The organism is Steroidobacter sp. (assembly GCF_016790065.1).
In the GTDB taxonomy this organism is placed as follows: domain Bacteria; phylum Pseudomonadota; class Gammaproteobacteria; order Steroidobacterales; family Steroidobacteraceae; genus Steroidobacter.
The window spans coordinates 1-23296 of record NZ_JAEUPY010000630.1 but is presented as its reverse complement, the minus strand read 5'-3'; the positions used below and the strand labels follow the sequence as shown (position 1 = coordinate 23296).

The 23296-nt window shown below is 61.2% G+C and carries 20 protein-coding genes and 1 tRNA gene; 5 read left to right on the top strand and 16 right to left on the bottom strand.

Annotation, left to right across the window (positions count from 1 at the left end):
• Nucleotides 1-82 precede the first annotated feature (82 nt).
• Nucleotides 83-1078 (top strand): alpha/beta hydrolase, encoded by a 996-nt coding sequence (locus JNL55_RS26035; RefSeq protein ID WP_293861306.1) that lies wholly within the window; start codon nt 83-85, stop codon nt 1076-1078.
• Here JNL55_RS26035 and JNL55_RS26030 read toward each other — a convergent pair.
• The 15 genes from JNL55_RS26030 to JNL55_RS25960 all read right to left on the bottom strand — a co-directional run bounded on the left by JNL55_RS26030 (nt 1062) and on the right by JNL55_RS25960 (nt 16871).
• Entirely contained in the window at nt 1062-2447 is a 1386-nt protein-coding gene (locus tag JNL55_RS26030; protein ID WP_293861303.1) for an amidohydrolase family protein, read from the bottom strand. The genes JNL55_RS26035 and JNL55_RS26030 overlap by 17 nt on opposite strands.
• Nucleotides 2444-3844, bottom strand: coding sequence for an amidohydrolase family protein (locus tag JNL55_RS26025; RefSeq protein ID WP_293861300.1), 1401 nt, complete (start codon nt 3842-3844; stop codon nt 2444-2446). The genes JNL55_RS26030 and JNL55_RS26025 overlap by 4 nt, the downstream gene beginning before the upstream one ends.
• Before the next feature lie 211 nt (nt 3845-4055).
• Entirely contained in the window at nt 4056-4703 is a 648-nt protein-coding gene (locus JNL55_RS26020; protein WP_293861297.1) for a ChuX/HutX family heme-like substrate-binding protein, read from the bottom strand.
• Nucleotides 4704-4821: 118 nt separating this feature from the next.
• A complete protein-coding gene (locus tag JNL55_RS26015; RefSeq protein WP_293861294.1) occupies nt 4822-5559 on the bottom strand; it encodes a molybdopterin-dependent oxidoreductase in 738 nt (245 codons plus the stop codon).
• Nucleotides 5556-6287 (bottom strand): cytochrome b/b6 domain-containing protein, encoded by a 732-nt coding sequence (locus JNL55_RS26010; protein WP_293861291.1) that lies wholly within the window; start codon nt 6285-6287, stop codon nt 5556-5558. The genes JNL55_RS26015 and JNL55_RS26010 overlap by 4 nt, the downstream gene beginning before the upstream one ends.
• 15 nt (nt 6288-6302) lie before the next feature.
• Entirely contained in the window at nt 6303-7739 is a 1437-nt protein-coding gene (locus tag JNL55_RS26005; protein ID WP_293861288.1) for an amidohydrolase family protein, read from the bottom strand.
• 131 nt (nt 7740-7870) lie between these two features.
• A complete protein-coding gene (locus JNL55_RS26000) occupies nt 7871-8242 on the bottom strand; it encodes a response regulator (protein WP_293861285.1) in 372 nt (123 codons plus the stop codon).
• A gap of 3 nt (nt 8243-8245) precedes the next feature.
• A complete protein-coding gene (locus JNL55_RS25995) occupies nt 8246-9799 on the bottom strand; it encodes an ATPase domain-containing protein (RefSeq protein WP_293861282.1) in 1554 nt (517 codons plus the stop codon).
• Nucleotides 9800-9833: 34 nt separating this feature from the next.
• Nucleotides 9834-10589, bottom strand: coding sequence for a sensor histidine kinase (locus tag JNL55_RS25990; protein WP_293861279.1), 756 nt, complete (start codon nt 10587-10589; stop codon nt 9834-9836).
• Between the two features lie 435 nt (nt 10590-11024).
• Nucleotides 11025-11115, bottom strand: a tRNA-Ser gene (locus tag JNL55_RS25985).
• A gap of 175 nt (nt 11116-11290) precedes the next feature.
• Nucleotides 11291-11509 (bottom strand): carbon storage regulator CsrA, encoded by a 219-nt coding sequence (gene csrA, locus JNL55_RS25980; RefSeq protein WP_116808221.1) that lies wholly within the window; start codon nt 11507-11509, stop codon nt 11291-11293.
• Nucleotides 11510-11857: 348 nt separating this feature from the next.
• Nucleotides 11858-14536, bottom strand: coding sequence for an alanine--tRNA ligase (gene alaS, locus JNL55_RS25975; protein WP_293861273.1), 2679 nt, complete (start codon nt 14534-14536; stop codon nt 11858-11860).
• Between the two features lie 33 nt (nt 14537-14569).
• A complete protein-coding gene (locus tag JNL55_RS25970) occupies nt 14570-15157 on the bottom strand; it encodes a regulatory protein RecX (protein ID WP_293861270.1) in 588 nt (195 codons plus the stop codon).
• 19 nt (nt 15158-15176) lie between these two features.
• On the bottom strand, nt 15177-16196 hold the full coding sequence (gene recA, locus JNL55_RS25965) for a recombinase RecA (protein ID WP_293861267.1): 1020 nt from the start codon (nt 16194-16196) through the stop codon (nt 15177-15179).
• 168 nt (nt 16197-16364) lie between these two features.
• Nucleotides 16365-16871: a CinA family protein gene (locus JNL55_RS25960; protein WP_293861263.1), complete on the bottom strand. Its 507-nt coding sequence runs from the start codon at nt 16869-16871 to the stop codon at nt 16365-16367.
• Nucleotides 16872-16979: 108 nt separating this feature from the next.
• Here JNL55_RS25960 and mutS point away from each other — a divergent pair, with 108 nt between their 5' ends.
• Entirely contained in the window at nt 16980-19544 is a 2565-nt protein-coding gene (gene mutS, locus JNL55_RS25955; protein ID WP_293861260.1) for a DNA mismatch repair protein MutS, read from the top strand.
• Between the two features lie 18 nt (nt 19545-19562).
• On the opposite strand, the gene JNL55_RS25950 is transcribed toward mutS, so the two are convergent.
• Nucleotides 19563-20228 (bottom strand): esterase/lipase family protein, encoded by a 666-nt coding sequence (locus JNL55_RS25950; RefSeq protein ID WP_293861257.1) that lies wholly within the window; start codon nt 20226-20228, stop codon nt 19563-19565.
• Between the two features lie 117 nt (nt 20229-20345).
• Here JNL55_RS25950 and JNL55_RS25945 point away from each other — a divergent pair, with 117 nt between their 5' ends.
• The 3 genes from JNL55_RS25945 to JNL55_RS25935 all read left to right on the top strand — a co-directional run.
• Nucleotides 20346-21275, top strand: a complete 930-nt coding sequence (locus JNL55_RS25945; RefSeq protein ID WP_293861254.1) for a DUF1080 domain-containing protein — start codon at nt 20346-20348, stop codon at nt 21273-21275.
• A gap of 23 nt (nt 21276-21298) precedes the next feature.
• Complete coding sequence (locus JNL55_RS25940) at nt 21299-22429, top strand: Gfo/Idh/MocA family protein (protein ID WP_293861251.1); 1131 nt, start codon at nt 21299-21301, stop codon at nt 22427-22429.
• Between the two features lie 8 nt (nt 22430-22437).
• Nucleotides 22438-23296, top strand: an 859-nt coding sequence (locus JNL55_RS25935; RefSeq protein ID WP_293861248.1) for a sugar phosphate isomerase/epimerase family protein, incomplete at its 3' end; no start/stop codon positions are given.

Here is a 23296-nt window from a genome sequence, read left to right as displayed (position 1 = left end):
AGGTGACTGCTAGCTTCCCCAGCAGTCAGTGATACCACAAAACCGGCTGGCCAGACACGCCACCGGCCCGGAGCCCATACCGTTGAGCGATCAGATCCCCGCAGTTGAGTCGGCGCGCGGCGCCGACCTCGATCCCGAAGTCCGCCAGTTCATTGCCACCGTCGGCCGGGCGTTTGCCAGTTACCCGAATTTCAACGACTTACCTCTGCCAGAAATGCGACGCGCCTGCGAACAGGTGCGGGCTCCCTGGGCTGCCGGTGGCCCGGCCATGGTTCAGCGCTCTGAGCGCACCTTGCCGACCCCGGCGGGTGACGTGCGAGTGCGCATCCATAATCCGTCAAATCGCGCGCCCAAGGCGGCGCTCATATATATGCACGGCGGGGGCTGGACCACATTCAGCATCGACACCCATGACCGCCTGATGCGCGAGTACGCCGCACGCGCTGATATCGTTGTCATCGGCGTCGACTACGCGCTTTCGCCCGAGGTGAAGTTTCCGGTGGCTCAACAGCAGATCGCCGAGGTGGTGCGCTGGGCGCGCCAGCACAGCGCCGAGCTGGGCATTCTTCCGGATCGGATTGCGCTGGGCGGCGATTCCGCCGGCGGCAATCTGGCCGTCACCACTGCATTGAGGCTTCGCGATGAAGGCGAGCCGAACGCCGTACGCGCGGTGGTGACCAACTATGCGGTCACCGACAAGTACAGCACCCCTGAGGCGCTTCAGCGTTACGGCTACGAGGGCTACATGCTCGGTGCGGACGAGATGGTCGGCTTTTGGGACAACTATCTGCGCGGCCCCGCGGACGCCAAGGATCCGCTGGTGTGTCCGGTACACGCCGATCTCAAGGGCTTGCCGCCGGTGTTCATGGTCATCCCCGAATGCGACATTCTCACCGAGCAAAACTTCCGACTCGCCGAGCAACTCGAGCGAGCCGGCGTGCCAGTGACCCCGTCGTTCTACAAGGGCGCGTCGCACAGCTTTCTTGAAGCCATGTCGATTTCAGCGATCAGTAATCAAGCCATCGATGACACGGCGGCTTGGCTGCGCGCGACGCTCGAGCCTACTTCAGGCTCTTGATCGTTGGCATGTAGCGATCGCGCAGCTCGGTCTGTCGCGTGATCAGCGAGACTTCGCGACCTTGAATCAGAACCGTCGTCGGCGCCGACGACGGTTCGAGTGGATCGCCGTCCCAGATCACCACGTCCGCATCTCGCTCCGGTGCGAGCGTGCCGAAGTGGTCCGCGATTCCCCAGATCTCGGCCGGTACAGTGATGATGGAGCGCAGGCCATCTGCGTACGACATGCCGTTGGCCACGGCCAGGCCCGCGCCTTCGCGAATCGACAGGCCCGCGTTGTAGCTTTGCACGCCGTCGAGACTCATCGCGACCGTGACGCCCGCCTTGCGTAGCAAGGCAGGATTGTCCAATCGAGCGCCCAGCTCATCGAACGACGCTGGCAAATTGGACATGGGATCGACGACCACCGCGATCTTGGCCGCCGCCAACTCATCAGCAACACGCCACGCCTCAGCGCCGCCGATGATGACGACGCGAATGTTGTAGTCACTGGCGAGCTTGATCGCTTGACGCAGGTCGGACTCACGATTGGTAGTAATCGCGAGTGGCGACTTACCTTTCAGAACTGCCTCGAGCGCAACGGCGTCAGGCGTACGCGCAGCGTTTACGCCAGGCGCCTTTCCATCAGACGTACGCTCAGGATTTGTGCTCAACGCTTTTGCATCGGCGATACCTGCGGCGTTTGTGCTTGGCGCTTTTGCGTCGGCCACAAGTGCGGCGTTTGTGCTCGGCGCTTTTGCATCGGAGGCCGGCACGATGACCGGGCTTGCGGTTTTTGCGCTGTCCAGCGCCACTCTCAGCAGTTGCCACTGCGCCGAGCGCGAGCCCACCGTCGACGACGCGCTCCGGTTGCCGATCGTGACGAACACCGCCACACGCGCCCGCTCGACGATGTCACCACCATCGAACAAATGCAGCAGCGACGCTGAGCCAGCGAACGGCGGCGTATTACTAGCGCTCGGCTGAGCCAACGCGCGGGTAACGCCGTCGGCGCGCGCCAAATCGATCAACGTCGAATTCGCGTTGATCGCATATTGCACATCGAATCCGGCGCCAGGCGCGCCCGCCTTGGCTGCATGATCGATAGTCTCGGTGGCCGAACTCACTTCGATCAAACCCAATCGCGTCACCGGATTCATCAAGCCAGGCGTCACAGGTTTGCCACCAGCATCGATGACTCTCGCACCCGCTGGAGCGACCGCACCCGCAGTCACTGAAATGATCTTGCCGTCGGTGATGACAATGGTCGCGTCATCAATCGCAGCGTCGCCAAGCAACGTCCACGCCTTGGCGTGAACGATGGCGATGGTCTGTGCGTTAGCGCCGCTACTGAGTAGCAGGAACGCGGCGGCGAATGTTTTCAGCCTCATCGGCGGCCTCCCATCTCCGGACGCCCCAAGCCGAAATCCGATTCCGGCGAACGCGCTGGCTCGCTGCTGTCGTAAACCACCGCACCATCGATGAACACGCGATCCGCCTTGGTGTAAATGGAAAACGGATCACCCGACCACAACACCACGTCCGCATTGAACCCCGGCGCGAGCGTGCCGATGCGATCGCCGAGGCGCAGCACTTTGGCCGGCGTACTCGTGATCCACTGGATGACGTGTTCAGGCAGCAGAGTCAAACCCGCGCGTCGGCCCGCACCCGCAGCCTTCGCTGCTTCGATCTGCAAGCGCTGCCCAACGACTGGAGAATCAGAGTGCATCATGGTGCACACACCGCCTGCATCGGACATGGCGGCGTTGTCACGAATCGCATCCTGCAACTCCATCTTGAAACCCCACCAGTCGGACCAGACCGCGACACAAGTTCCCGCCTGCCGCAACTGAGGCACGATCTTGTAAGCCTCAGTGGCGTGATGAAAGGCCGCGATCCGGAACCCGAACTCCTCCGCCACGCCCATCATGGCGCTCATGTCGCTGGCGCGATAACAATGCATATGAACGGGAATATCGCCATCGAGTACCGCGGCCAACGTGTCCAACTTCAAGTCACGCAGCGGCGGCTTCTTGCTCTTGCCTCGCGAATACTCGCGCCATTCGTCGCGATATTCCTGAGCACGCAAAAAGGCTGCGCGAATGATGGCAATCTCGCCCTGCCGGCTGTTGGGCGCTTCATCCTTGTCGCCGAAATAACTTTTGGCATTCTCGCCGCAGCTCATCTTCAAGCCTTGCACGGCGCCGGGAAATTTCATGACCCGAACATTGGTCGCAGGCACCGGCTTCACAACCACGGAACGGCCGGAGAACAGCGGGGTGGAGCCCGGCAGAATCTGCAGCGTCGTCACCCCGCTGCGCAAAGCGACCGCAAACGCCGGATCCTGGGGATTCACTGCGTGCTCCACCCAAGTGTCGGCGACATTTGGATCGCTGGTCTCGGAAACATCTGAAGCCTTGCGATCCAGCGAAGTGAGCGGCAACACATACGTGCCGTTGTGACTATGGACGTCGATGATTCCCGGCGTCACCCAACGCCCCTTCCCTTCGATGACCGTCACCCCTTCGCGCGGCAGGCCGCGACCAACGGCAGCAATGCGACCGTCACGTAGCAAGATCTCGCCGTGCTCGATACGCCCACCTGCGCCGTCGAGAATGGTGACGTCGACGATGAGTGTGTTGGTGGGCGCCGGCGCCCGATAAGTGGTGGGATAAGGATCGACGGTGAAAGGCGGCGTGGGTTTGGCCGCCTCGGCACCTACGGCACCCAAGGCGGCCAGCAACATCACTACCACGCGACCGTAGTCGCGAAACGAGCCTGTTGTCATCAATGCTTCCAGTCGCCCAGTTAAAAACCCAACGACGCCGACACGACGAACGTGCGCGGCCCGCCAATTTCACAATTAGGATTGTCCCTGGAGTCGCTAGAGTAGGCGCAGGGAGTTCACCGCTCAAAGTTATAAGCGGATCAGAAACGTGCAGTGCTGGAGCGTCGCGGCCACTAGCGCCGCGACCCATGTTTGTTCAGTCAGCTGTTGGTCAGGATTGGGGCGCGCAAACTCGCGGCAGTGCTTGAATCTTGGACGCAGTCTTTTTGAAACCTTCGATGGCCGCGGGATCGGGCTTCTCACCCGCGATCTGCGCGTACACGGCAAGCGCCAGGCTGCCGTCGTGGTTGTAGAAAGAAATCGCTTGGGTGCGCTGACCGGCTTCCTTGCCTGGGACGTCAGTGGCGTAGATGGCTTTGACGTGTGGCGTGCTCAAGTGCGCGTGCACCCCATTGCCACCATCGGCGTACACATCGAGCAGATCGGCATTCGCGCCCGCGGGTTGTGTGATGGGCACCAGGCTGGGGAACGCGTAGGTGTGGTGTTGACCGGCAGCAGCCAGCACGAGCTTCACCGAAGTCTTCGGCCCCCACGCATCGATGCTCGTCCAAATTTCGCGGACCAACTGCGGTGTGGCGGCCACGCCGAACGACTCCTGCACCGACAAGCCGCTTGCGATCACTGACTCGGGCAAGCCGAACGCGCGAGCCGGCACGGGCAACGGACGACCGGGACGCTGGTTCTTGTAGTAGTCGCGCACGGTGGCGACTTGCGCAGACGATGCGCAAGGCACCGGGGCCTGGTCGGCACTGGCCAGCGACGCACCCAGGAGTAGCACAGAGGCAAGGGGATATTTCACGCAAAGCTCCTCGACCACGGATAAATTCGAAATTATTTCGAAGTTATGGCCGTGTCAAGGCTACCTCGGCCAAAAACCGAGACATTGGGGTCAAATCAGCAGCGAAATATCGAAATCTTTAAACGCCGCCGTACCACTGGAAGTTGTACTCGTCGGCCACCAGGCTGCCCTTGCCCCAGCCGATCTGGCGGTAATCCTCGACCAGCTCGATCCGATCGACGAACTTCAGACTCTTCCAGCCCAGCTGCCGCTCGATCCGCAAGCGCACCGGCGCGCCATGCTGAACCGGCAGATCACCGCCGTTCATGCCATAGGTCAGCATGGTCTGCGGATGCAAAGCTTCGAATTGATCCAGACTGTAGCTATCCCACCAGCCGTCCGCGCAATGAATGGCCACCCAGCGCGCTTTGGGCTGCGGCTTCACCAACTCGAGCACTCGGCTGAGCTGCACGCCGGTCCACTGCGCAATCGCCGTCCAGCCACGCTCGCAGCTGTGGGCAGTGATTTGGGTGCGGGCCGGCATCGCTTGCAAGTCTGCCACCGAGAACGAACGCGGCTGATCGACCAGCCCGCCCACCGACAAGCGCCAGTCCACGAAACGACCGTGCAACAGCCGCTGGTACTCCTCGCTCTCCGGATTGGTGGTACCGATGGCGGGGAAGTTCTTGGAAATGTCGCGCGTAGTGAATTCGCGTGCCAGCGGATTGTTTCGCAACAGCAGCCGATGCGTAACGCGCGAAAGATCTTCGCCCACGCGGTACAGCTCGTTGGAATATTTGGCGGCGGTGCCGGCCAACAGGATGCCGCCGGCCGACATGCCGCCGACGATCAGCTTGCGTCGTGAGATCTTGCTCATGCCTGCTCTCCCTTCGTCTGCGACGGCTCGATACGAAACTTGCCAAAGATCATCGAGCGCATTTCATTGACGAAGCCGACCACGAAGATCTGCACGATATGAATTGCGAAAAACAACACCAGCCCGCTGGCGCAAATGAAATGAATGAAGCGCGCCGACTGCCGCCCGCCGAACAACGTGAACAACTCGGGAAACGCCGCGGTGACTGCCGGCGACATGGTGAGCCCAGTCAGAAACATCACCGGTAGCAGCACGAAGATCACCACCAGGTAAGCGACCTTTTGCAGCACGTTGTAGTTCAGCACCGCTGCGCCGGTGGGACGAACGAAGCGTGCGTGCTCGACGATCTCGTGCCAGACATGCGACGGCCGCAGCTGCGCCAGACTCGGCAACATCTGGCGACGGAAGTGACCGCTGAACAAGCCGCCGAGCAGATACACGATGCCATTGAGCACCAGCACCCACGCGAACAGGAAGTGCATGCCGCGCCCCCAGGCGGTGTGATCCATGTTCGGCTCCAGCGGCAGCGTCAGCGCCGCGGGATCGCCGAAGTAACCGACCTCGCCCCAATAGAACTCGGGATGCGCGAACAGAATGGCGATGCCACTGGGCACGAGCAGCAAAAAGCTGATCGCGTTGATCCAATGCGTGACGCGCACCAGCCGGCTGTGCCGGTCGACTTCCACCGGTGCCGTCGCGGCCGAAACACTTGCAGCAGTTGCGTTCATGCTTGGATGCCGTAGTTACTTTAGGTTGTAGACCGCGCGATTGTTCTTATAAAGAATCATCCGCGCTCCCTCCAGCGCTTCCTCCTCGCTGAGAATTCCTTCAGTGACGTAGACCGCCAGCGCCTGCGTAAGGAAACGCTTGCCCCAGCGCGCCGCCAGCCAATACAGCTCCGGCAAGTGATACGCGTCGCTGCCGAATAGAATCTTGGACAGCGGCACCGCTTCCATGATTTCCAGATAACGACGCACCAGGCCCTGGTGAATGAACGGCGTCATCAACGACAGCTCGAAATAACAATTGGTGTACAGATGACTCAACCACGCCGCCTCGCTCACCAGCGGATAACCGGCGTGAATTGGAATGATCTTGGGCATGCGCATCATGCCGTCGCGATCGAAGCGCACGAACTCTTCCAGATAGTACGGCTGCTGATTGCGCAGGATGACGCTCGGCGCCTCGCCGTCGCCGGCATGGAACTGCATGGGCATGTCGCGCGCCAAACATTCTTCCAACGCCAACGTTAGCGTGTATTCCAGGAACGTCTTGCCCTGGCGCGCCTGCACTTCGCGATCGGCGAACGGCTTGGCTTCGGCAGCACGCAACTCCTCGTAGGATTTCGCCGCGGCGGCTTCGTCGTAGACCGGCTTGATCACACCGACGGCCGGCAACAGGTACGACTTCATGCCGTACGAGCGATCGCCGAAATTACCGGTGCCATCGAGCGCATCGCGCACGCGCTTCAGGAAGGCGTCGCGCATTTCTGGGAACGACAGTTTTTGTTTCAGCAAGTCGTCTTGAATGGTTTCGACGCGTGCGATCAGTCGCGTGCGCGTCGGCTTGATCGCGTCAGAGAACTTACGCACGCCGGCGGCATCCAGACCATCGGCATAACCGGTATCGATCATGGCGTTCTCGATGTTCGTATCCCGGAACAGCGAGTTGACGTAGCCGTAGTAATTTTTCTGGTGAGCATTGCGTGCTTCCATCACGGCTTCGAAACGCGGTTCGCAACCGAGGAACGACGCCATCTCTTTCACCATGAACTTGGTGAACACCGACTCGGCGAAATGATTGTTGATGGTCGCGAGCTTCTTGCCGACCTGATAACGCTTGTCCAGATCGGCGCGCGTGCGCTCATCGCCGGCGTGCCACTTGTCGTAAACACCTTCCGGGAAATAGTTCGGGCCGGGGAATGCCGGCAGCGCGATGCGTTCGATGAAACTGTCGCGAGTCATCACCCGGTCGCGATCCGAGATGGGATGACAGTGCGTGTCATCGACCGGCATGGTGCGAATGGTCTCGTAGAGCCGCGCAGCCACCGGATCCGTCTTGGCGAGCTGCTGAGAAATGCTGGCGCCGCTGGCACCGCTCGCGGCGGCCGTCGCACTCAGTGCCGGCAAAGCACCCAGGCCGAGCGCGCTGGTTGCGAAGAAATCTCTGCGTGTCGGCATAGCGGGCCTCACTGTAGGGAGTCCCGATTGTGCTGATGGATTTTCTACATTTCAACAGGACCGGTCAGATCCCGTAATAAGCTCTTCAGACCGGGGCCAGCCGACGCCGCTGCTTGCAGGCCGAACAGGGGTTACTCGCGGTCCACGGGCCCCAGCAACTGGGCCACTGTCTTGAGCACAGCCGCGGCACGAAATGGCTTGCGCATGAAGCTGTTGTAGTCGGTGCAGGTCTCGCGCACCGCCGCTTCTTCCAGGGAACTCATCATGATGACCGGGACGCGGGCCAGGGTCGGGTGCTTGCGAATGGCGGCCAGGGTTTGGGTGCCGTCCAGGATGGGCATCATGTAGTCGAGCATGATGAGGTCGGGCGTGAGCTCGGTCAGGCGCGCCAGCGCCTGCTTGCCGTTGATGGCCGTGGCAACCCGATAGCCTTCGTCTTCTAGAATGGACTGCAGCACCTCGGCCACGCCGAACTCATCGTCGACGACCAGCACCGTTTGCATGTGCTAGGCCTTGCCGCGACGTCGAACGTTGGTGCGTCGTCCTGTCGCGGTCTTTTTGACCGACGAGGACTTTTTGGCGTGCTTGGCGGGACGGCTGCTGTTGCTGGCGCGCTCGGTCCCCAAGCCTGTCAGCACGCCTTCGGCGTTCTTGAAGCTGTCCAGCAGATGCAGGCCTAGCGCACCGATCTCGAATTCTCGCAGCGTGTGATCGAAGCCACTGCCGCGAACCTTCATGATGGAAATCATGCGGCGGAGCTGGTTCTGATACTCGGCATAGCGCAGCAGGATCATGTTCTCGGCCACCGCCGAGACGCCTTCTGCCGGCAGATGCAGATCCGGCCCGATGAGATTGGCCGTCTCCATCGCGCAAATGGTGGTGACGCCGAGGCTGCGCAGCTCGTTGGCGATGGCAGCGAAGAACGGACTCAAGCGGTCCGCAGTCTCGGCCGCCGCGGCGAAGCCGCCCCAACCGTCGATGAACAACCGCCGCACCTTGCGCCGACGGACAGCGTCGATCAGCTCGTTGCCCAAGCTGTCCAGGATGCGCTCGACCGGCGGGCGCCACAGGATTTCCAGGTGACCGGCATCGACGCGCGACTGCAAATCGATGCCGATGAGCTTGGCGTTGCCGATCAGGCGCTCGGGCGATTCATAGAAGCCGAAGTGCAAGCCGGGCTCGGCCTTGCTCGACTTCTGCAAAAACGCGGTGCCCAGCGTGGTCTTGCCGGCGCCCGACGGCCCGAGCAGCAGCGTCGAGGAATCGGCCAACAGCCCGCCGCCGGTCATGTTGTCGATCTGGTCGACGCCGGTGGAAATCGTACCGCTATTGCCCGAGGCGGTATTACGCAGGAAGCGCGATTCCGGCCGGGGATGCACCACCAATCCGTCGTCGGTGATCTGAAAGGGATGCCGACCGCGCAGGCTCGCCGAACCGCGGAACTTGCGAACTTCCAGTTCGCGTTGCCGGCGTTTGCCGTAGGGCACGTCTTCGAGAGTGACCAAGCCATCCACCATCGTGTGTTCCGGGTGATACTCACCACGGCGACCATTCGTCAGCAGTAACGTGCAGCAACCGGCAGCGGCCGCATGCGCCTGCAACTCGTGGATGAACTTCCGGAACTCCCGATCCGAGGTGCTGGTTTCCTCAACCGCAATCAATCCGTCGAGAATGAGTATGGTCGCTTCGTGCGCCTTCATTTCCCGACGCAGCAGATCCATCATTCCCTTCAGGCCGTTCTCCTCCAGCACTCGGAACGCGCTGATGTAGTAGACGTACTTGGGAATCAGGTGGCTGTCGTAGAAGCTCATCTGCTCCAGATGCTGGAGCATGCGTGCGTGATTTTCGGCAAGCAGGGTTACGAACAGCGCGCGCTTGCCCTGCCGGGCCTGATGGAAACAGATCTGATTGGCGAGAATCGTCTTGCCGGCACCGGGCGTGCCTCGCACGATGTAGACGGCGCCTTCGTAGAAGCCGCCCTTGAGGACTTCATCCAGCCCAGGCACGCCGGTAGCGATTCGCTCCAGCGCCGACTCCCCATGCAGCTCTTTGTTGTTCAAGTGACCGTGAATCCTCGCGTGTCCTCACCGGATTCTACCTTGAAGCTCTGACATCGCGCGGCAATCGGACTGTGAAGGTGGAACCGAGCGCCATCTCGCTGTGAAGCTCCAGCGTGCCGGACTGAGCCCGCACCAGCTTGCTCGACAGCCACAGACCGATGCCGAATCCGCCACTGCGCGGCATGCCGCCAGCCCGCTCGAAGCGCTGGAAAATGCGCTCGCGATCCTCGGGCGCCACGCCGATACCGTGATCGACCACACGCAACAGCACCTCGGCGATCTCGCTGGTCAGCTCGATCTTCACCGGCTTGCCGTCGCCGTAACGGATGGCGTTGGACACCAGATTGTCCAGAATCTGTTCGCTGGCGAGACGGTCCCACGTTCCCTCGACCGGCGACGGCGGCACCTCACAATGCAACGTCGAGCCGGCTCGCGCGGCCAGTTGTTCATATTTGCGCGCGCATTCGCGGACCAACTCACGGAAGTCGAAGTGAGTCAGCTCGAGCGTTACTTGCTCGGCATTCAGACGAGTGATTTCCAGCAGCGTGGTCGCCCGGTGCACATAGTGATCGACCGCGACCTGCAATGTTTCCAATCCTTGCAGCAGGTTCGGAGAAGCCTGCTCGCGCCGCGCGCGGGACAATAGCAGCTGCACCTGACCCATGATGGGCGTCATGGGATTGCGCAATTCGTGGGCAGCGATAGCAATGAACTCGTCACGAGCTGCGATCGCCGCGCGCAATTCTTCGATGATCCGTTCTAGATCTGCGGGGGGCGATGGGATGCTCATCGCATCGTTGTTGTTCCTGGTGAAAGGAGCGCGGATTATAGGCAACGCTTCTTCTGGTGCGCCCGACTTTATCGAGTACGAAAATTGCCGACAGAGTTTCGCGGTGACCGAAACCTCGCAACACTCATATATAAGAATCCGCCAGTCGATTCCTTAACGTGAGTTGGCAATGTTTGTTTTGTTTTTTTGCCGAGCTCTCACACGGTGGTGCGAACAGCGGCTCGCTGTCGCGTTTCGAGTTCGCTCGGCGTTGCCGCTCGGCAGCTCCGCCAACCGATCGAAATCGCTATTGGGCCGGCACCCGTCGGGGCGCGAGTTGTAACAATTTGTAATAGCTCGAGGGAAAAGGACCCGCCGGTCCGCCGAGCCGAACCCATGGGGGTCTACCGTCCGCCCAAATGAAAAAGCCCTCTTGCGAGGGCCCTTCTTCATAGATGGCGGAGAGTGAGGGATTCGAACCCTCGATGGGCTTTTGACCCATACACCCTTAGCAGGGGTGCGCCTTCGACCACTCGGCCAACTCTCCGGCGCCGGACCACCAGGGCGTGACACCCAGGTCCGTGAAGGCCGGCAAGAATACTGGCCGTGGCCCGTTAGGTAAAGGGTCGGAGTGCGACGCTTTTCGCGTCTACACCCTGAGCCTCGCGGGAGTGGCGGGCCACGTCACCCCGCGACAAGGCAAATTACGAACTACGAACCTCTTAGGAGCCTGCGCCGGTAATGGGACGCTTCGCTGCGCCACCACCCGCCGCCTGTTCCTCACGCTTGATGCGCTCGTAGATCTCTTCACGATGGACGGCAACCTCTTTCGGCGCGTTTACACCAACACGCACCTGGTTGCCCTTGACGCCTAGGACGGTCACTGTGATGTCGTTACCTATCATCACGGTCTCACCGACGCGCCTTGTCAGAATCAACATGGTTCGCTCCTTGCTGTCAGCCGAATGATCAAGTTGCGGTTGCCGGCGGTGGAATCACCGCCCTCCCACAGCGCGCGCACTTTCATTCGAAATCGAGAGTAGGTCAGCAGCTCGGGTAATGGGGATCGGGATTTCCCTGAATATCGAAATTACCCTCACAGGAAAGACAATATATTTTTTAATATGTTCGCACCAATTAATTCTGAGTGCGACCCGAATTTTCCCCAGTATCAAAAAATTCTACTTCGTGGGTTTTCGGGCTACATAACGCGGCAAAAATAGCGAAAGCGCGCGCAGTTAATCAGCTTCCTTGCGGGCCTGCAGTTCGCGCAATCACTGTTGACAGTTTCATGCTGTTTTTGCCGTGACTTTGGACTCGATCCAGGACACGACAGCTGCCAACGCATCGTCCAACTTGCTGGGATCGTTGCCGCCAGCTTGCGCGAGATCCGCTCGGCCGCCGCCACGCCCACCCACTTGTTGTGCAACAAAGTTCACCAGCTCGCCGGCCTTCACCTTGGAGGTCTGGTCCGCGGTCACACCCGCGATTAACACCACTTTGTCCGCATCCTGCACGGACGCGAGCACGATAGCTGCGGACTGCAGCTTGTTTTTCAATTGATCCACTGCATCACGCAACGCCGGCGCATCCGCGCCATCGACGCGAGTCGCGACGACTTTCAGCCCGCCGACATCGACCGCGGAACTCGACAGGTCATTGCCTTGTCCACTAGCCAGCTTGGACTTGAGCGCGGCCACTTCCTTTTCCAGCTTGCGGCTACGATCCAGCAGCTGTCGGACTTTGTCCTCGACATCCTCGCGCCCCGCTTTTACTAGCGAGGCCACGTCGCGCAGCACGCGATCCGTCTGCGAGATCCATTCGTACGCGCCTTGGCCAGTGACGGCCTCGATGCGCCGAACGCCGGACTGAATGCCACCCTCGCTGAGGATCTTGAACAAGCCGATATCGCCGGCACGGCTCACATGAGTGCCGCCGCACAGCTCCGTGGAGAAGCCGCCGAAGCTGAGCACGCGCACTTCGTCGGCGTACTTCTCACCGAACAGCGCCATGGCGCCGGACTCGACCGCGGCTTCGTAGGGCATCAGCTTGGTTTCGGCCGGCGCATTGGCCCGAATTTCGGCGTTCACCAGCTGCTCGATCTGCTTCAATTCTTCCGGCGTGACCGCGGAAAAGTGCGCGAAGTCGAAGCGCAGCCGATCTGGCGCGACCAACGAACCCTTCTGCGTCACGTGAGTGCCGAGGACTTTACGCAAAGCCGCGTGTAGCAGATGCGTGGCCGAGTGATTGGCCATCGTCGCGCGACGACGATCTCCGTCGACATGCGCTTCGACGCGCGAGCCGACGCGCAGTTCGCCTTGCTTCACGCGACCCACATGCGCAAACGCGCTGCCGATCTTCTGCGTGTCCAGCACTTCGAACTTGCTGCCAGCGTCGAGCAACTCACCGGCATCGCCAACCTGGCCGCCGCTCTCCGCGTAAAAGGGAGTGTGGTCCAGAATGACCTGGCCTTCTTCGCCGGCACGAAGCACATCCACGCGCTCTTTACCGCGAAGCAATGCCACGATGTTGCCGAGATCGGAAAGGTTCTCGTAACCGCTGAAGTTGGTCTTGTCGTCCAACGACACCCCGGCGCGCAGATCCACGCCGAACTTGCTAGCGGCCTTGCTCTGGTCCTTCTGCGCCTGCATCGCTGCATCGAAGCCAACTTCGTCGATGGTGAGACCGCGCTCGCGCGCGATGTCTGCGGTGAGGTCCGACGGAAAACCAAAGGTGTCGTACAGTTTGAACACCGTTTCGCCGGGAATTTCCTTGTTGCCGCCGAGGCCGGCGATTGCCTGATCCAGCAACACCATGCCCTGAGACAGCGTCTCGGCGAAGCGCTCTTCCTCTTGCTTGAGCACGCGCTCGATCTGCGCGCGCTGCGTGCGCAGCTCCGGGTAGGCCTCGCCCATCTCCTGCTCGAGCGCAGCCACCAGCGTGTAAAAGAACACCTGAGTCTGGCCGAGCTGATAGCCGTGACGAACGGCGCGACGAATGATGCGACGGAGCACGTAGCCGCGACCCTCGTTCGACGGAAACACGCCGTCACTGATCAGGAACGAACATGCACGAATGTGATCGGCGATGACGCGCAGTGAGCTCGACGACAGATCTTTGGTGTTGGTCGCAGCGGCGGCCGCGCGAATCAAATTCACGAACAGATCGATTTCGTAGTTCGAGTGCACGCCCTGCATGACCGCAGCGGTGCGTTCGAGACCCATGCCGGTATCGACCGAAGGCTTGGGCAGCGGCGTGAGCTGGCCGTCCGCCGAGCGCTCGAACTGCATGAACACCAGATTCCAGATCTCGATCCAGCGATCGCCATCGGCATCCGGCGAGCCCGGCGGGCCACCCGGAATATGCGCGCCGTGGTCGTAGAAGATCTCCGAGCACGGTCCGCACGGACCCGTCTCGCCCATCTGCCAGAAGTTGTCCCCCGACGGGGACTTCGCGGCGCCGTCCGACCCGCCGCCCGGCTTGTCGCCGATGCGCACGATGCGATCCGCGGGCACGCCGACGTCCTTGAGCCAGATGTCATAGGCCTCGTCGTCGGTGTGATAGACGGTGACCATCAAGCGCTGCGGGTCGATGCCCAGGTATTGCTTACCCGTCACGAAATCCCAGGCGAAGCGGATGGCGTCTTTCTTGAAGTAATCGCCGAAGCTGAAGTTACCCAGCATCTCGAAGAAGGTGTGATGTCGCGCCGTGTAGCCGACGTTCTCGAGATCGTTGTGCTTGCCGCCGGCGCGGACACAGCGCTGCGAGCTAGCCGCGCGACTGTAGTTGCGCTTGTCCTTGCCTAAAAACACATCCTTGAACTGCACCATGCCGGCGTTGGTGAACAGCAGCGTCGGATCGTTTCCCGGCACCAACGAGCTGGACGCCACCACTTGGTGGCTACGCTCGCGAAAAAAATTGAGAAACAGCGCGCGAAGGTCGGCGCTCGACAGACGCTTGGCAGTCATGAGAAACCGTCGGGGTGGTCCGGATCGAATCCTTCAGCCCGGACCGAGGTCCTTGTCCGGTTCGAGGTCCCCTGCTCTGTCATCGACCTCGGGGTCGTCGGCATCGGGATCGAACTTCAGGGCGGCGCGGATTTGATCGCTGTTAAAACCGCGATATTGAAGGAACCGCGCCTGCTTTGCACGTTCGGCGGCTGTTCGCGGCAGTTCTGCGCCGAATTTACGACGTCGGACCTCGGCAGCCCGCCCGTTCCAATCCTGTTCGCCGCCGGAGATCTTCTGCTGAATCTGCGAGTCGGTGATGCCCTGCTGGCGCAGCTCGGCTCGAATGCGCATCGGCCCCTGACCGCGGCGCGCATGATGATGGACATAATTGGCCGCGAAGCGCTCGTCCGAAACCCAGTTTTTCTTGCCCAGCTTGTCGAGGACTGCGGCGATGCTGGCCTCGGGATAGCCCCTCGCCGCCAGTTTGCGCTTCAGCTCCTCGGTGGAATGCTCACGACGCGACAGCAGGCGCACCGCGGCAACCTCGACTTCCTTGTCTTGCTGCTTGGCTTTTTCAGCCAGCTGTTCGGGAGTCAGCGTTTCGTCGTCGGCCGCGGGGAAGCTCGCGGCCTCGAACAATTCGCGTGAGCGGCTGGTCTTAGACCGCCTCACCCTTCACTGCCTTGGTGTCGGGCAACAGCTTCTCGCGAATTTTGGCTTCGATGTCGCGCGCAATTTCCGGATGGGTCTCGAGGAAGGTGCGGGCGTTTTCTTTGCCCTGGCCGATGCGTTCACCGTTGTAGCTGTACCAGGAGCCGGACTTCTCGACCAAGCCCTGCAGTACGCCGATGTCGATGATTTCGCCGTTACGCGAAATGCCCTGGCCGTACATGATTTCGAACTCGGCTTCGCGGAACGGCGGCGCCACCTTGTTCTTGACCACTTTGACGCGCGTCTGGTTGCCGACCACTTCCTCGCCGTTCTTGATCGCGCCGATGCGGCGGATGTCGAGACGCACCGAGGAATAGAACTTCAGCGCGTTACCGCCGGTGGTGGTTTCCGGATTGCCGAACATCACACCGATCTTCATACGGATCTGGTTGATGAAAATGACGATGGTATTGGAACGCTTGATGTTGCCAGTGAGCTTACGCAGCGCCTGCGACATGAGGCGGGCCTGCAAGCCGACGTGCGCATCGCCCATTTCACCTTCGATTTCGGCCTTGGGGGTCAACGCCGCCACCGAGTCGACCACGATCACGTCGACCGCGCTGGAACGCACCAGCATGTCCGTGATTTCCAGAGCCTGCTCGCCGGTATCGGGCTGCGACACCAGCAGTTCCTGCACGTTCACGCCGAGCTTTTCGGCATACACCGGGTCGAGCGCGTGTTCCGCGTCGACGAATGCAGCGGTGCCGCCGACGCGCTGTGCTTCGGCGATGACCTGCAAGGTCAAAGTGGTTTTACCCGACGATTCCGGGCCGTAGATTTCGATGACTCGACCGCGGGGCAGACCGCCCACGCCCAGCGCGATGTCCAGGCCCAGCGAGCCGGTGGAGACTGCTTCTACCTCGTAAGAGGCGGACGCATCGCCCAGACGCATGACCGAACCCTTGCCGAATTGCTTTTCGATCTGGCCGAGCGCGGCGACTAGCGCCTTCTTACGATTTTCTTCCATCGGATGACCCACTTATTGGTTCAGGTGGCTAATTGGTTTGCTGCTGTCGGCGGGCAGTATTCTACAAACCAGGCGGCCCAGAGCAGCGGATATCTGTATATTTGCACAGTTATGCACAGTTCGCCACCCTTGGAACTGTGCTAGGCGAATTGTCCTGGGAGAACTGCGCTAAGGCAGGCGCTGTAGCTGCCCCAACTCGCGCAGGGCTCGCGCCACCGACTGTCGGCGGATCGCTTCTCTATCTCCGGCGAAAGTCTCCAACGCCACGCGCGTTTCGATCTCACCGCCTTCTTTCCAGGCCCAACCGAACCAGACCGTGCCCACCGGCTTGCCTGGCTGCGCGCCCGCAGGGCCCGCGATGCCGGTCACTGCCAGCGCAATGTGGCCGCCGAGCGTTTCCAGCGCGCCGATAGCCATCTCGCGCGCCGTCGCCTCGCTGACCGCTCCGTGCGACGCCAGCGTCGACGGCCGCACGCCGAGCAAGGATTGCTTGAGCACGTTGCTATAAGCCACCACGCCGCCGTCGTACCACGCCGAGCTGCCGGCGATATCGGTCAATAGCTTGGCCACCCAGCCGCCGGTACACGACTCCGCGGTGACCAAACGCCGCTCGGCGTCCAGCAAATCCGCGCCCGCGCGGGTGGCCAGACGCATCAAATCCTCATCGTTAGTCATGCCATGCATGCTTCAGGGTCCCGGGGATCAACGTCAAGCTGGGCATATCCGGATTCGCGCAGGCACAATTCGTCCTTCGTCCGCCTGCCAAGAGTCATTCACGTCGCGATGTCCGCCGCCCTCGAAACACACACACCGTCCATGCAGCAGTACCTGCGCCTGAAAGCGCAGTACCCGAACGAGTTGCTGTTCTATCGAATGGGCGACTTCTACGAGCTGTTCTTCGAGGATGCCAAGCGGGCCGCGCGCCTGTTGGATATCACCCTCACCGCACGCGGGCAATCGGCCGGACAGCCGATACCCATGGCGGGCGTGCCATACCATAGCGTCGAGTCCTACCTGGCTCGGCTGGTACGGCGTGGCGAATCGGTCGCGCTCTGTGAACAGATCGGCGACCCCGCGAAATCCAAAGGTCCGGTGGAGCGCGCGGTGGTGCGCGTCGTCACGCCGGGCACGGTGACCGACGAAGCTTTCCTCGACGCTCGCCGAGACACGCTGCTCGCGGCGTTGTATCGCGAAGGTCAGCGCTTCGGCCTTGCGTGGCTGGAACTGTCGAGCGGACGTTTCAGCGTGATGGAGGCCGCGGGCGAAGAAGCGCTCGCCGCCGAGATCGAGCGCTTGCGTCCGGCGGAACTGCTGGTGCCGGAATCGATGGCACCGAGCGGCCTCACCATGCATGTGCGCGAGCGACCGCTGTGGCACTTCGATTTGGAAACCTGCACGCGAATGCTGTGCGAGCAATTCGCCACGCGAGACCTGTCGGGTTTCGGTTGCGCCGAATATTCCCACGCGATTCGCGCCGCCGGCACTTTGCTTCAGTACGTTCGCGACACACAGAAAGCCGCATTGCCTCACCTCCGCGGCCTTCGCACCGAAGAGCGCACCGAGGCCGTGCTGCTCGACGCGGCAACTCGTCGCAATCTCGAATTGGATGTGAGCCTCACCGATCGTCCCGAGTGCACGGTCGCAGCGGTGCTCGACGAAACCGCGACGGCGATGGGCGGACGCGAACTGCGTCGCTGGCTACATCGGCCGTTGCGAGATCGTGGCGCGGTGGAATTGCGCTTGCAGGCCATCTCGACGTTGATCGACCGCGCCTTGTACACACCGCTGCACGATGTGCTCAATCACGTCGGCGATATCGAGCGCGGCCTGGCACGTGTCGCGCTGAAAAGCGCGCGCCCTCGCGATCTTGCTCAGCTGCGAGACGCGCTTGGACGGCTGCCAGATTTGCAGCAGTTGTTGTCTGGCATCGATTCTCCGCTGCTGCGTGAGCTAGGAGCGCAAGCAGGCACGTACCCTGATCTGCAAGATGTGCTGACGCGAGCCATCGTCGAAATGCCTCCGCCGATTCTGCGCGAAGGCGGCGTCATCGCGCTGGGCTACGACGCCGAGCTGGACGATCTGAAACGCATCAGCGAACACAGCGATCAATACTTGGTCGATCTCGAAACCCGCGAACGTGAGCGCAGCGGCATTGCCAACCTGCGGCTCGGCTACAATCGCGTGCAGGGTTACTACATCGAGATCAATCGCAGCTTCGCCGACAAAGTGCCGACCGACTATCACCGTCGTCAGACGGTGAAGAATGCCGAGCGCTACATCACGCCTGAGCTGAAAGAGTTCGAAGACAAAGTCCTCGGCGCTCGCGATCGAGCGCTAGCGCGTGAGAAACAGATCTATGACGAATTGCTCGATCTGTTGATCGCCCGGCTCGCTGACTTGCAATCCACCGCCGCGGCTCTGGCCGCGCTCGACGTGCTCTCGAATCTCGCCGAACGCGCCGTGACTTTGCGTTACGCGCAGCCCGAGCTGTCCGACGATCCGGTGTTGCAAATCACCGAAGGCCGTCATCCGGTGGTGGAACGTTTCATCGATCAACCGTTCGTGCCCAACGATCTGCGCTTGAGCAACGATCGTCGCATGCTGGTCATCACCGGCCCGAACATGGGCGGTAAGTCGACGTTCATGCGCCAGACCGCGCTCATCGTCATTCTCGCGCGCATCGGGAGTTATGTGCCGGCCAAGGCGGCGAAGATCGGACCGGTCGATCGCGTGTTCACCCGCATCGGCGCGTCGGACGATCTGGCCGGCGGTCGCTCGACTTTCATGGTCGAGATGACGGAAGCGGCCAACATCTTGAACAACGCGACCAACAATAGTTTGGTGCTGATGGACGAGATTGGCCGAGGCACCAGCACGTATGACGGCTTGTCGTTAGCCTGGGCGTGTGCGAATCACATCGCTCGCAATGTGCGGGCGTTTACGTTGTTCGCCACTCACTACTTCGAACTCACGTCGCTCGCGCAGGATTTGGATAACGTTGCGAACGTTCATCTCGATGCGACCGAGCACGGAGAGAAACTGATCTTCCTTCATACCGTGAAGGATGGCCCGGCGAACCAGAGCTACGGTTTGCAGGTTGCCGCTTTGGCCGGCGTGCCGCCGAAGGTCATCAACGCTGCTCGCAAATATTTGCACGAGCTCGAACGTCGCTCCGCCGCCGCTGCTCAGCAGGAGAAACCGCAGCAGGAGTTGCTGTTGGACTTTGCTGAGGATGAAGAGGAAGAAGAGCATCAAGCTGTGTCGGCGCTGCGCGGCGTCGACCCAGACTCGATGACGCCTCGCGAAGCGCTCGACGCGCTTTACAGACTCAAGAAGTTGGCCACGTGAGGAGCTGAGCCAGAAAGCTCAGCGCTTGAACTCGCCGCTGCGAAGGAACCACGCCGATTGCTCCGCCACCTCTGCCGAGAACAACATCCCGGTATGTGACGTAGACAAAACGATGTGATCCTTCGCGCCCGGCAGTCTGGTCTCTTCCACCAGCACTGTGCCATCGTGATCGGCATTCAGGTCGGCGAACAATCGCCCCAAGCCCAACCCCATCGATCCGGCGACCACACCGACATCCCGATGACCTCGCCACTCGCGGGGTTCGAATTCGACGCACTCGGCATTCACCGCCGCACCCAGCAGCGCTTTACCGAAAGGCACGATGCGCGCAACTCCTTGTGCAGCTCTGGAACCTTGCGAAGGAGTGCCGAGCAACACCGCCCGGCCCGGCGGCAAATCGTCAGTGAGTTGCAGCGCTCGCAAAATGACCAGCCCACCCAGACTGTGACCGACGAAGTGCAACTCCGGCACATCTTGTTCGCGTGCGAAATCCAATAGCCCGCGCACGTGATCGTTCATCGAACCGGACAGCGACGGATAAGAGAAAGCGACGGCACGTAACTGCCCGCCCGCCTCGAGCCGGTGTTTGAGCACTCGCAGCTCAAATCCCGACATCCATAAGCCATGCACCAGCACGACCAGGGCCGGCTGACCGCCGCCCGGTGGTTTCGTTTCGTTACTCAAATCGCCATTGCCCCGACCATTGCTCTAGACTGCCTCGCCGGCTATGGTCGCAGCGTGCGCCGACCAGGCGCAATAGAAACCGACGAAGACACAGGACAAGACTTCGGGGGACCTACGATGCACAGAGCGATCGCACGCTCGTTCAGCGTCAGCAGCTTGCTCATTGCAGCGAGCGCGCTGCTCGGCACGTCAGCCGTTTTCGCGCAGGACCCGCCGAAGCCGCCCGCTCCCACCGCCAAGCCCGAAGACTGGATCGAGCTGTTCAACGGTCGCGATCTCAGCGGCTGGACGCCGAAAATTTCACAGCACGACTTCGGCGACAATTATGCCGATACCTTCCGGGTGGCCAACGGCCTGCTGCAAGTTCGTTACGACAAGTATCAAACGTTCAGCGCCCAATTCGGTCATTTGTTTTATCAGACGCCGTATAGCTATTACCGGCTGCTCGTCGAATATCGTTTCGTCGGCGAACAGGCCAAGGGTCATCCCGGTGCCTGGGCGTTTCGTAACAGTGGCGTGATGATCCACTCGCAGGATCCTCGCACCATGACGCGTGCTCAGGATTTCCCGACTTCCATCGAAGCGCAGTTCCTCGGCGGCAAGAGCGACGGCAGCCAGCGCCCGACGCTGAATGTTTGTACGCCCGGCACCGAGATCGTGATCGACGGCAGTTTGTATCCTGAGCATTGTCTGAACTCCACGTCGCCGACCTTCGATGGCGATCAATGGGTACGCGGCGAACTGCTCGTGCTCGGCGCCGGACAAATCACACACATCATCGACGGCAAGAAGGTGCTCGAATACGCCCTGCCCCAATTCGGCGGCGGCGTAGTGAACCACCACGATCCGGCCGCGCAACCCACCGGCAAACTGATCGAAGGCGGCTACATTTCGCTGCAGAGCGAGTCCCATCCCATCGACTTCCGCAAAGTCTCGTTGCTCAATCTGGCCGGCTGCATGGACAGCAAAGCCAGCAACTACCGCGCGTACTACGTGAAATCTGAGCCGGCGACGTGTAAATATGCGGGCCCGGCCGTCACGCCCTAATCCCGTTCAAAGCCCCCATCGCCATGTCCAACCCCCTTCGCGCGGCAATTATTGGAACCGGTTTCATCGGCCAGGTTCATGTACGTTCTGCACGGCTGGCCGGTGCCGAAGTGGTAGGTGTCGCGGCCTCCAACCCGGAGCGCTCTGCCGCCGCCGCCAAGTCCTTGAACGTACCGCGCGCCTTCGCCTCAGGTCTCGAAGCGGCGCGCGACAAGGACGTCGATGTCATCCACATTTGCACACCCAACTCCCTGCACGCGGAAGTGGCCAAGGCGGCGCTGGAAGCGGGTAAACATGTCGTATGCGAAAAGCCGCTCGCCACCTCACTGCAAGATGCGCGCATGCTCACCGAACTCGCCAAGAGCAAAGGACTGATCGGCACCGTGCCGTTCATCAATCGCTATCACCCCATGGTGCGCGAGGCACGCTCCCGAACTCAGAGCGCTGAGACCGGCAAGCTATATTTGATCCAAGGCTCCTATCTGCAGGACTGGCTCATGCAGGCCGGCGATACGAACTGGCGTGTCGACGCCAGCGCTGGCGGCAAGTCGCGGGCCTTCGCTGATATCGGCTCGCATTTGTGCGACGTGCTCGAATGGATCACCGGCGATCGCTTCGACTCGTTGATCGCAACGCTGGGCACACCCATCGCGCAACGCTCCGCCTCCGCGAGTCGCGTAGCGTTTCAAGCCAGCGGCGAAGTGAAAGAAACAAAGGCAGTGGACACGGAAGACGTTGCCTGCCTGATCCTGCGCACCGAGCGCGGCACGCTGGCGACATTGACCGTCAGCCAGGTCTCGGCGGGCCGCAAGAATCGACTCTGGTTCGAACTCGACGGCGCCGAACAAAGCGTCATGTTCGATTTGGAAAGCCCCGAGCAGTTATGGATTGGCCGGCGCGAAGGCATGACGTTGCTGACACGCGATCCTTCGCAGGGCTCTGCCGAACAAAGACGGCTCGCTTGGCTGCCCGCCGGCCATGCGCAAGGCTGGGGCGATTGTTTCGAAGCATTCGTACGCGACTCGTACGCGGCCATGCGCGGCGAATCGCATGTCGGACTGCCCACGTTCGCCGACGGCGCTCGTTCCATGAGCATCGTGGAAGCCGTGTTGCGTTCGTCCGCCAGCAATCAATGGACCTCCATCAACGACTAGGAGCACTCATGACTGTCACCCGTCGCAGCTTTCTCGAGGGCAGCTCGCTGGCTGCATTGGCCGCCATGACTGGTATGAAAAGCTTCGCCGCCGGCGCTGGCACCGGCCCGCTCGGTCGACCCATCGGCCTGCAGCTGTACACGGTGCGTGAAGAGGCCGGCAAAGATCTGCTCGGCACGCTGAAGAAACTGCAGGCCATCGGTTATCGCGAAGTGGAAACCGCCGGCTTCTATGGCAAGTCCGGCAAGGAGCTGCGCAAGATTCTGGCCGACCACGGCCTGACTGCGCCTTCCGCTCACTCCAGCATGAGCGAGCTGCAAAAGGGCGTGCAGCCCATCGTCGACGGTGCGGCCGAGGTCGGCGCCAAATATTTGATCTGCGCCTTCCCTTCGCAGCCGGGGAACAAGCCCGCATACAAAGCCATTGCCAAGGAAATCACCTTGGACGATTGGCAATGGAATGCGGAGCAGCTCAACAAGCTTGGCGAGGCCGCTAACAAGGCTGGCCTGCAAGCGGGCTATCACAACCACAACATGGAATTCCGCTCGTACAACGGCGTGATCGCGTTCGACGAGCTGTTGAAATGGACCGATCCCAAGCTCGTTACCATCGAGCTCGACCTGGCGTGGGTGGTCACCGCGGGCCTCGACCCAGTGAAGTATCTGAAAGAGCACGCCAATCGCATCTCGTTACTGCACGTGAAAGACGTTCGCAAAGATGCCGTGACGACAGCGGACGAGTTAAAAGCACAAACCGTGGAAGTTGGCCGCGGCAAGATCGACTGGAAACGCATCTTCGCCGCCTGCGACCCGCAGTATCTGAAACATTACTTTGTCGAACAGGAAAACTTCACCGGCTCGACCATCG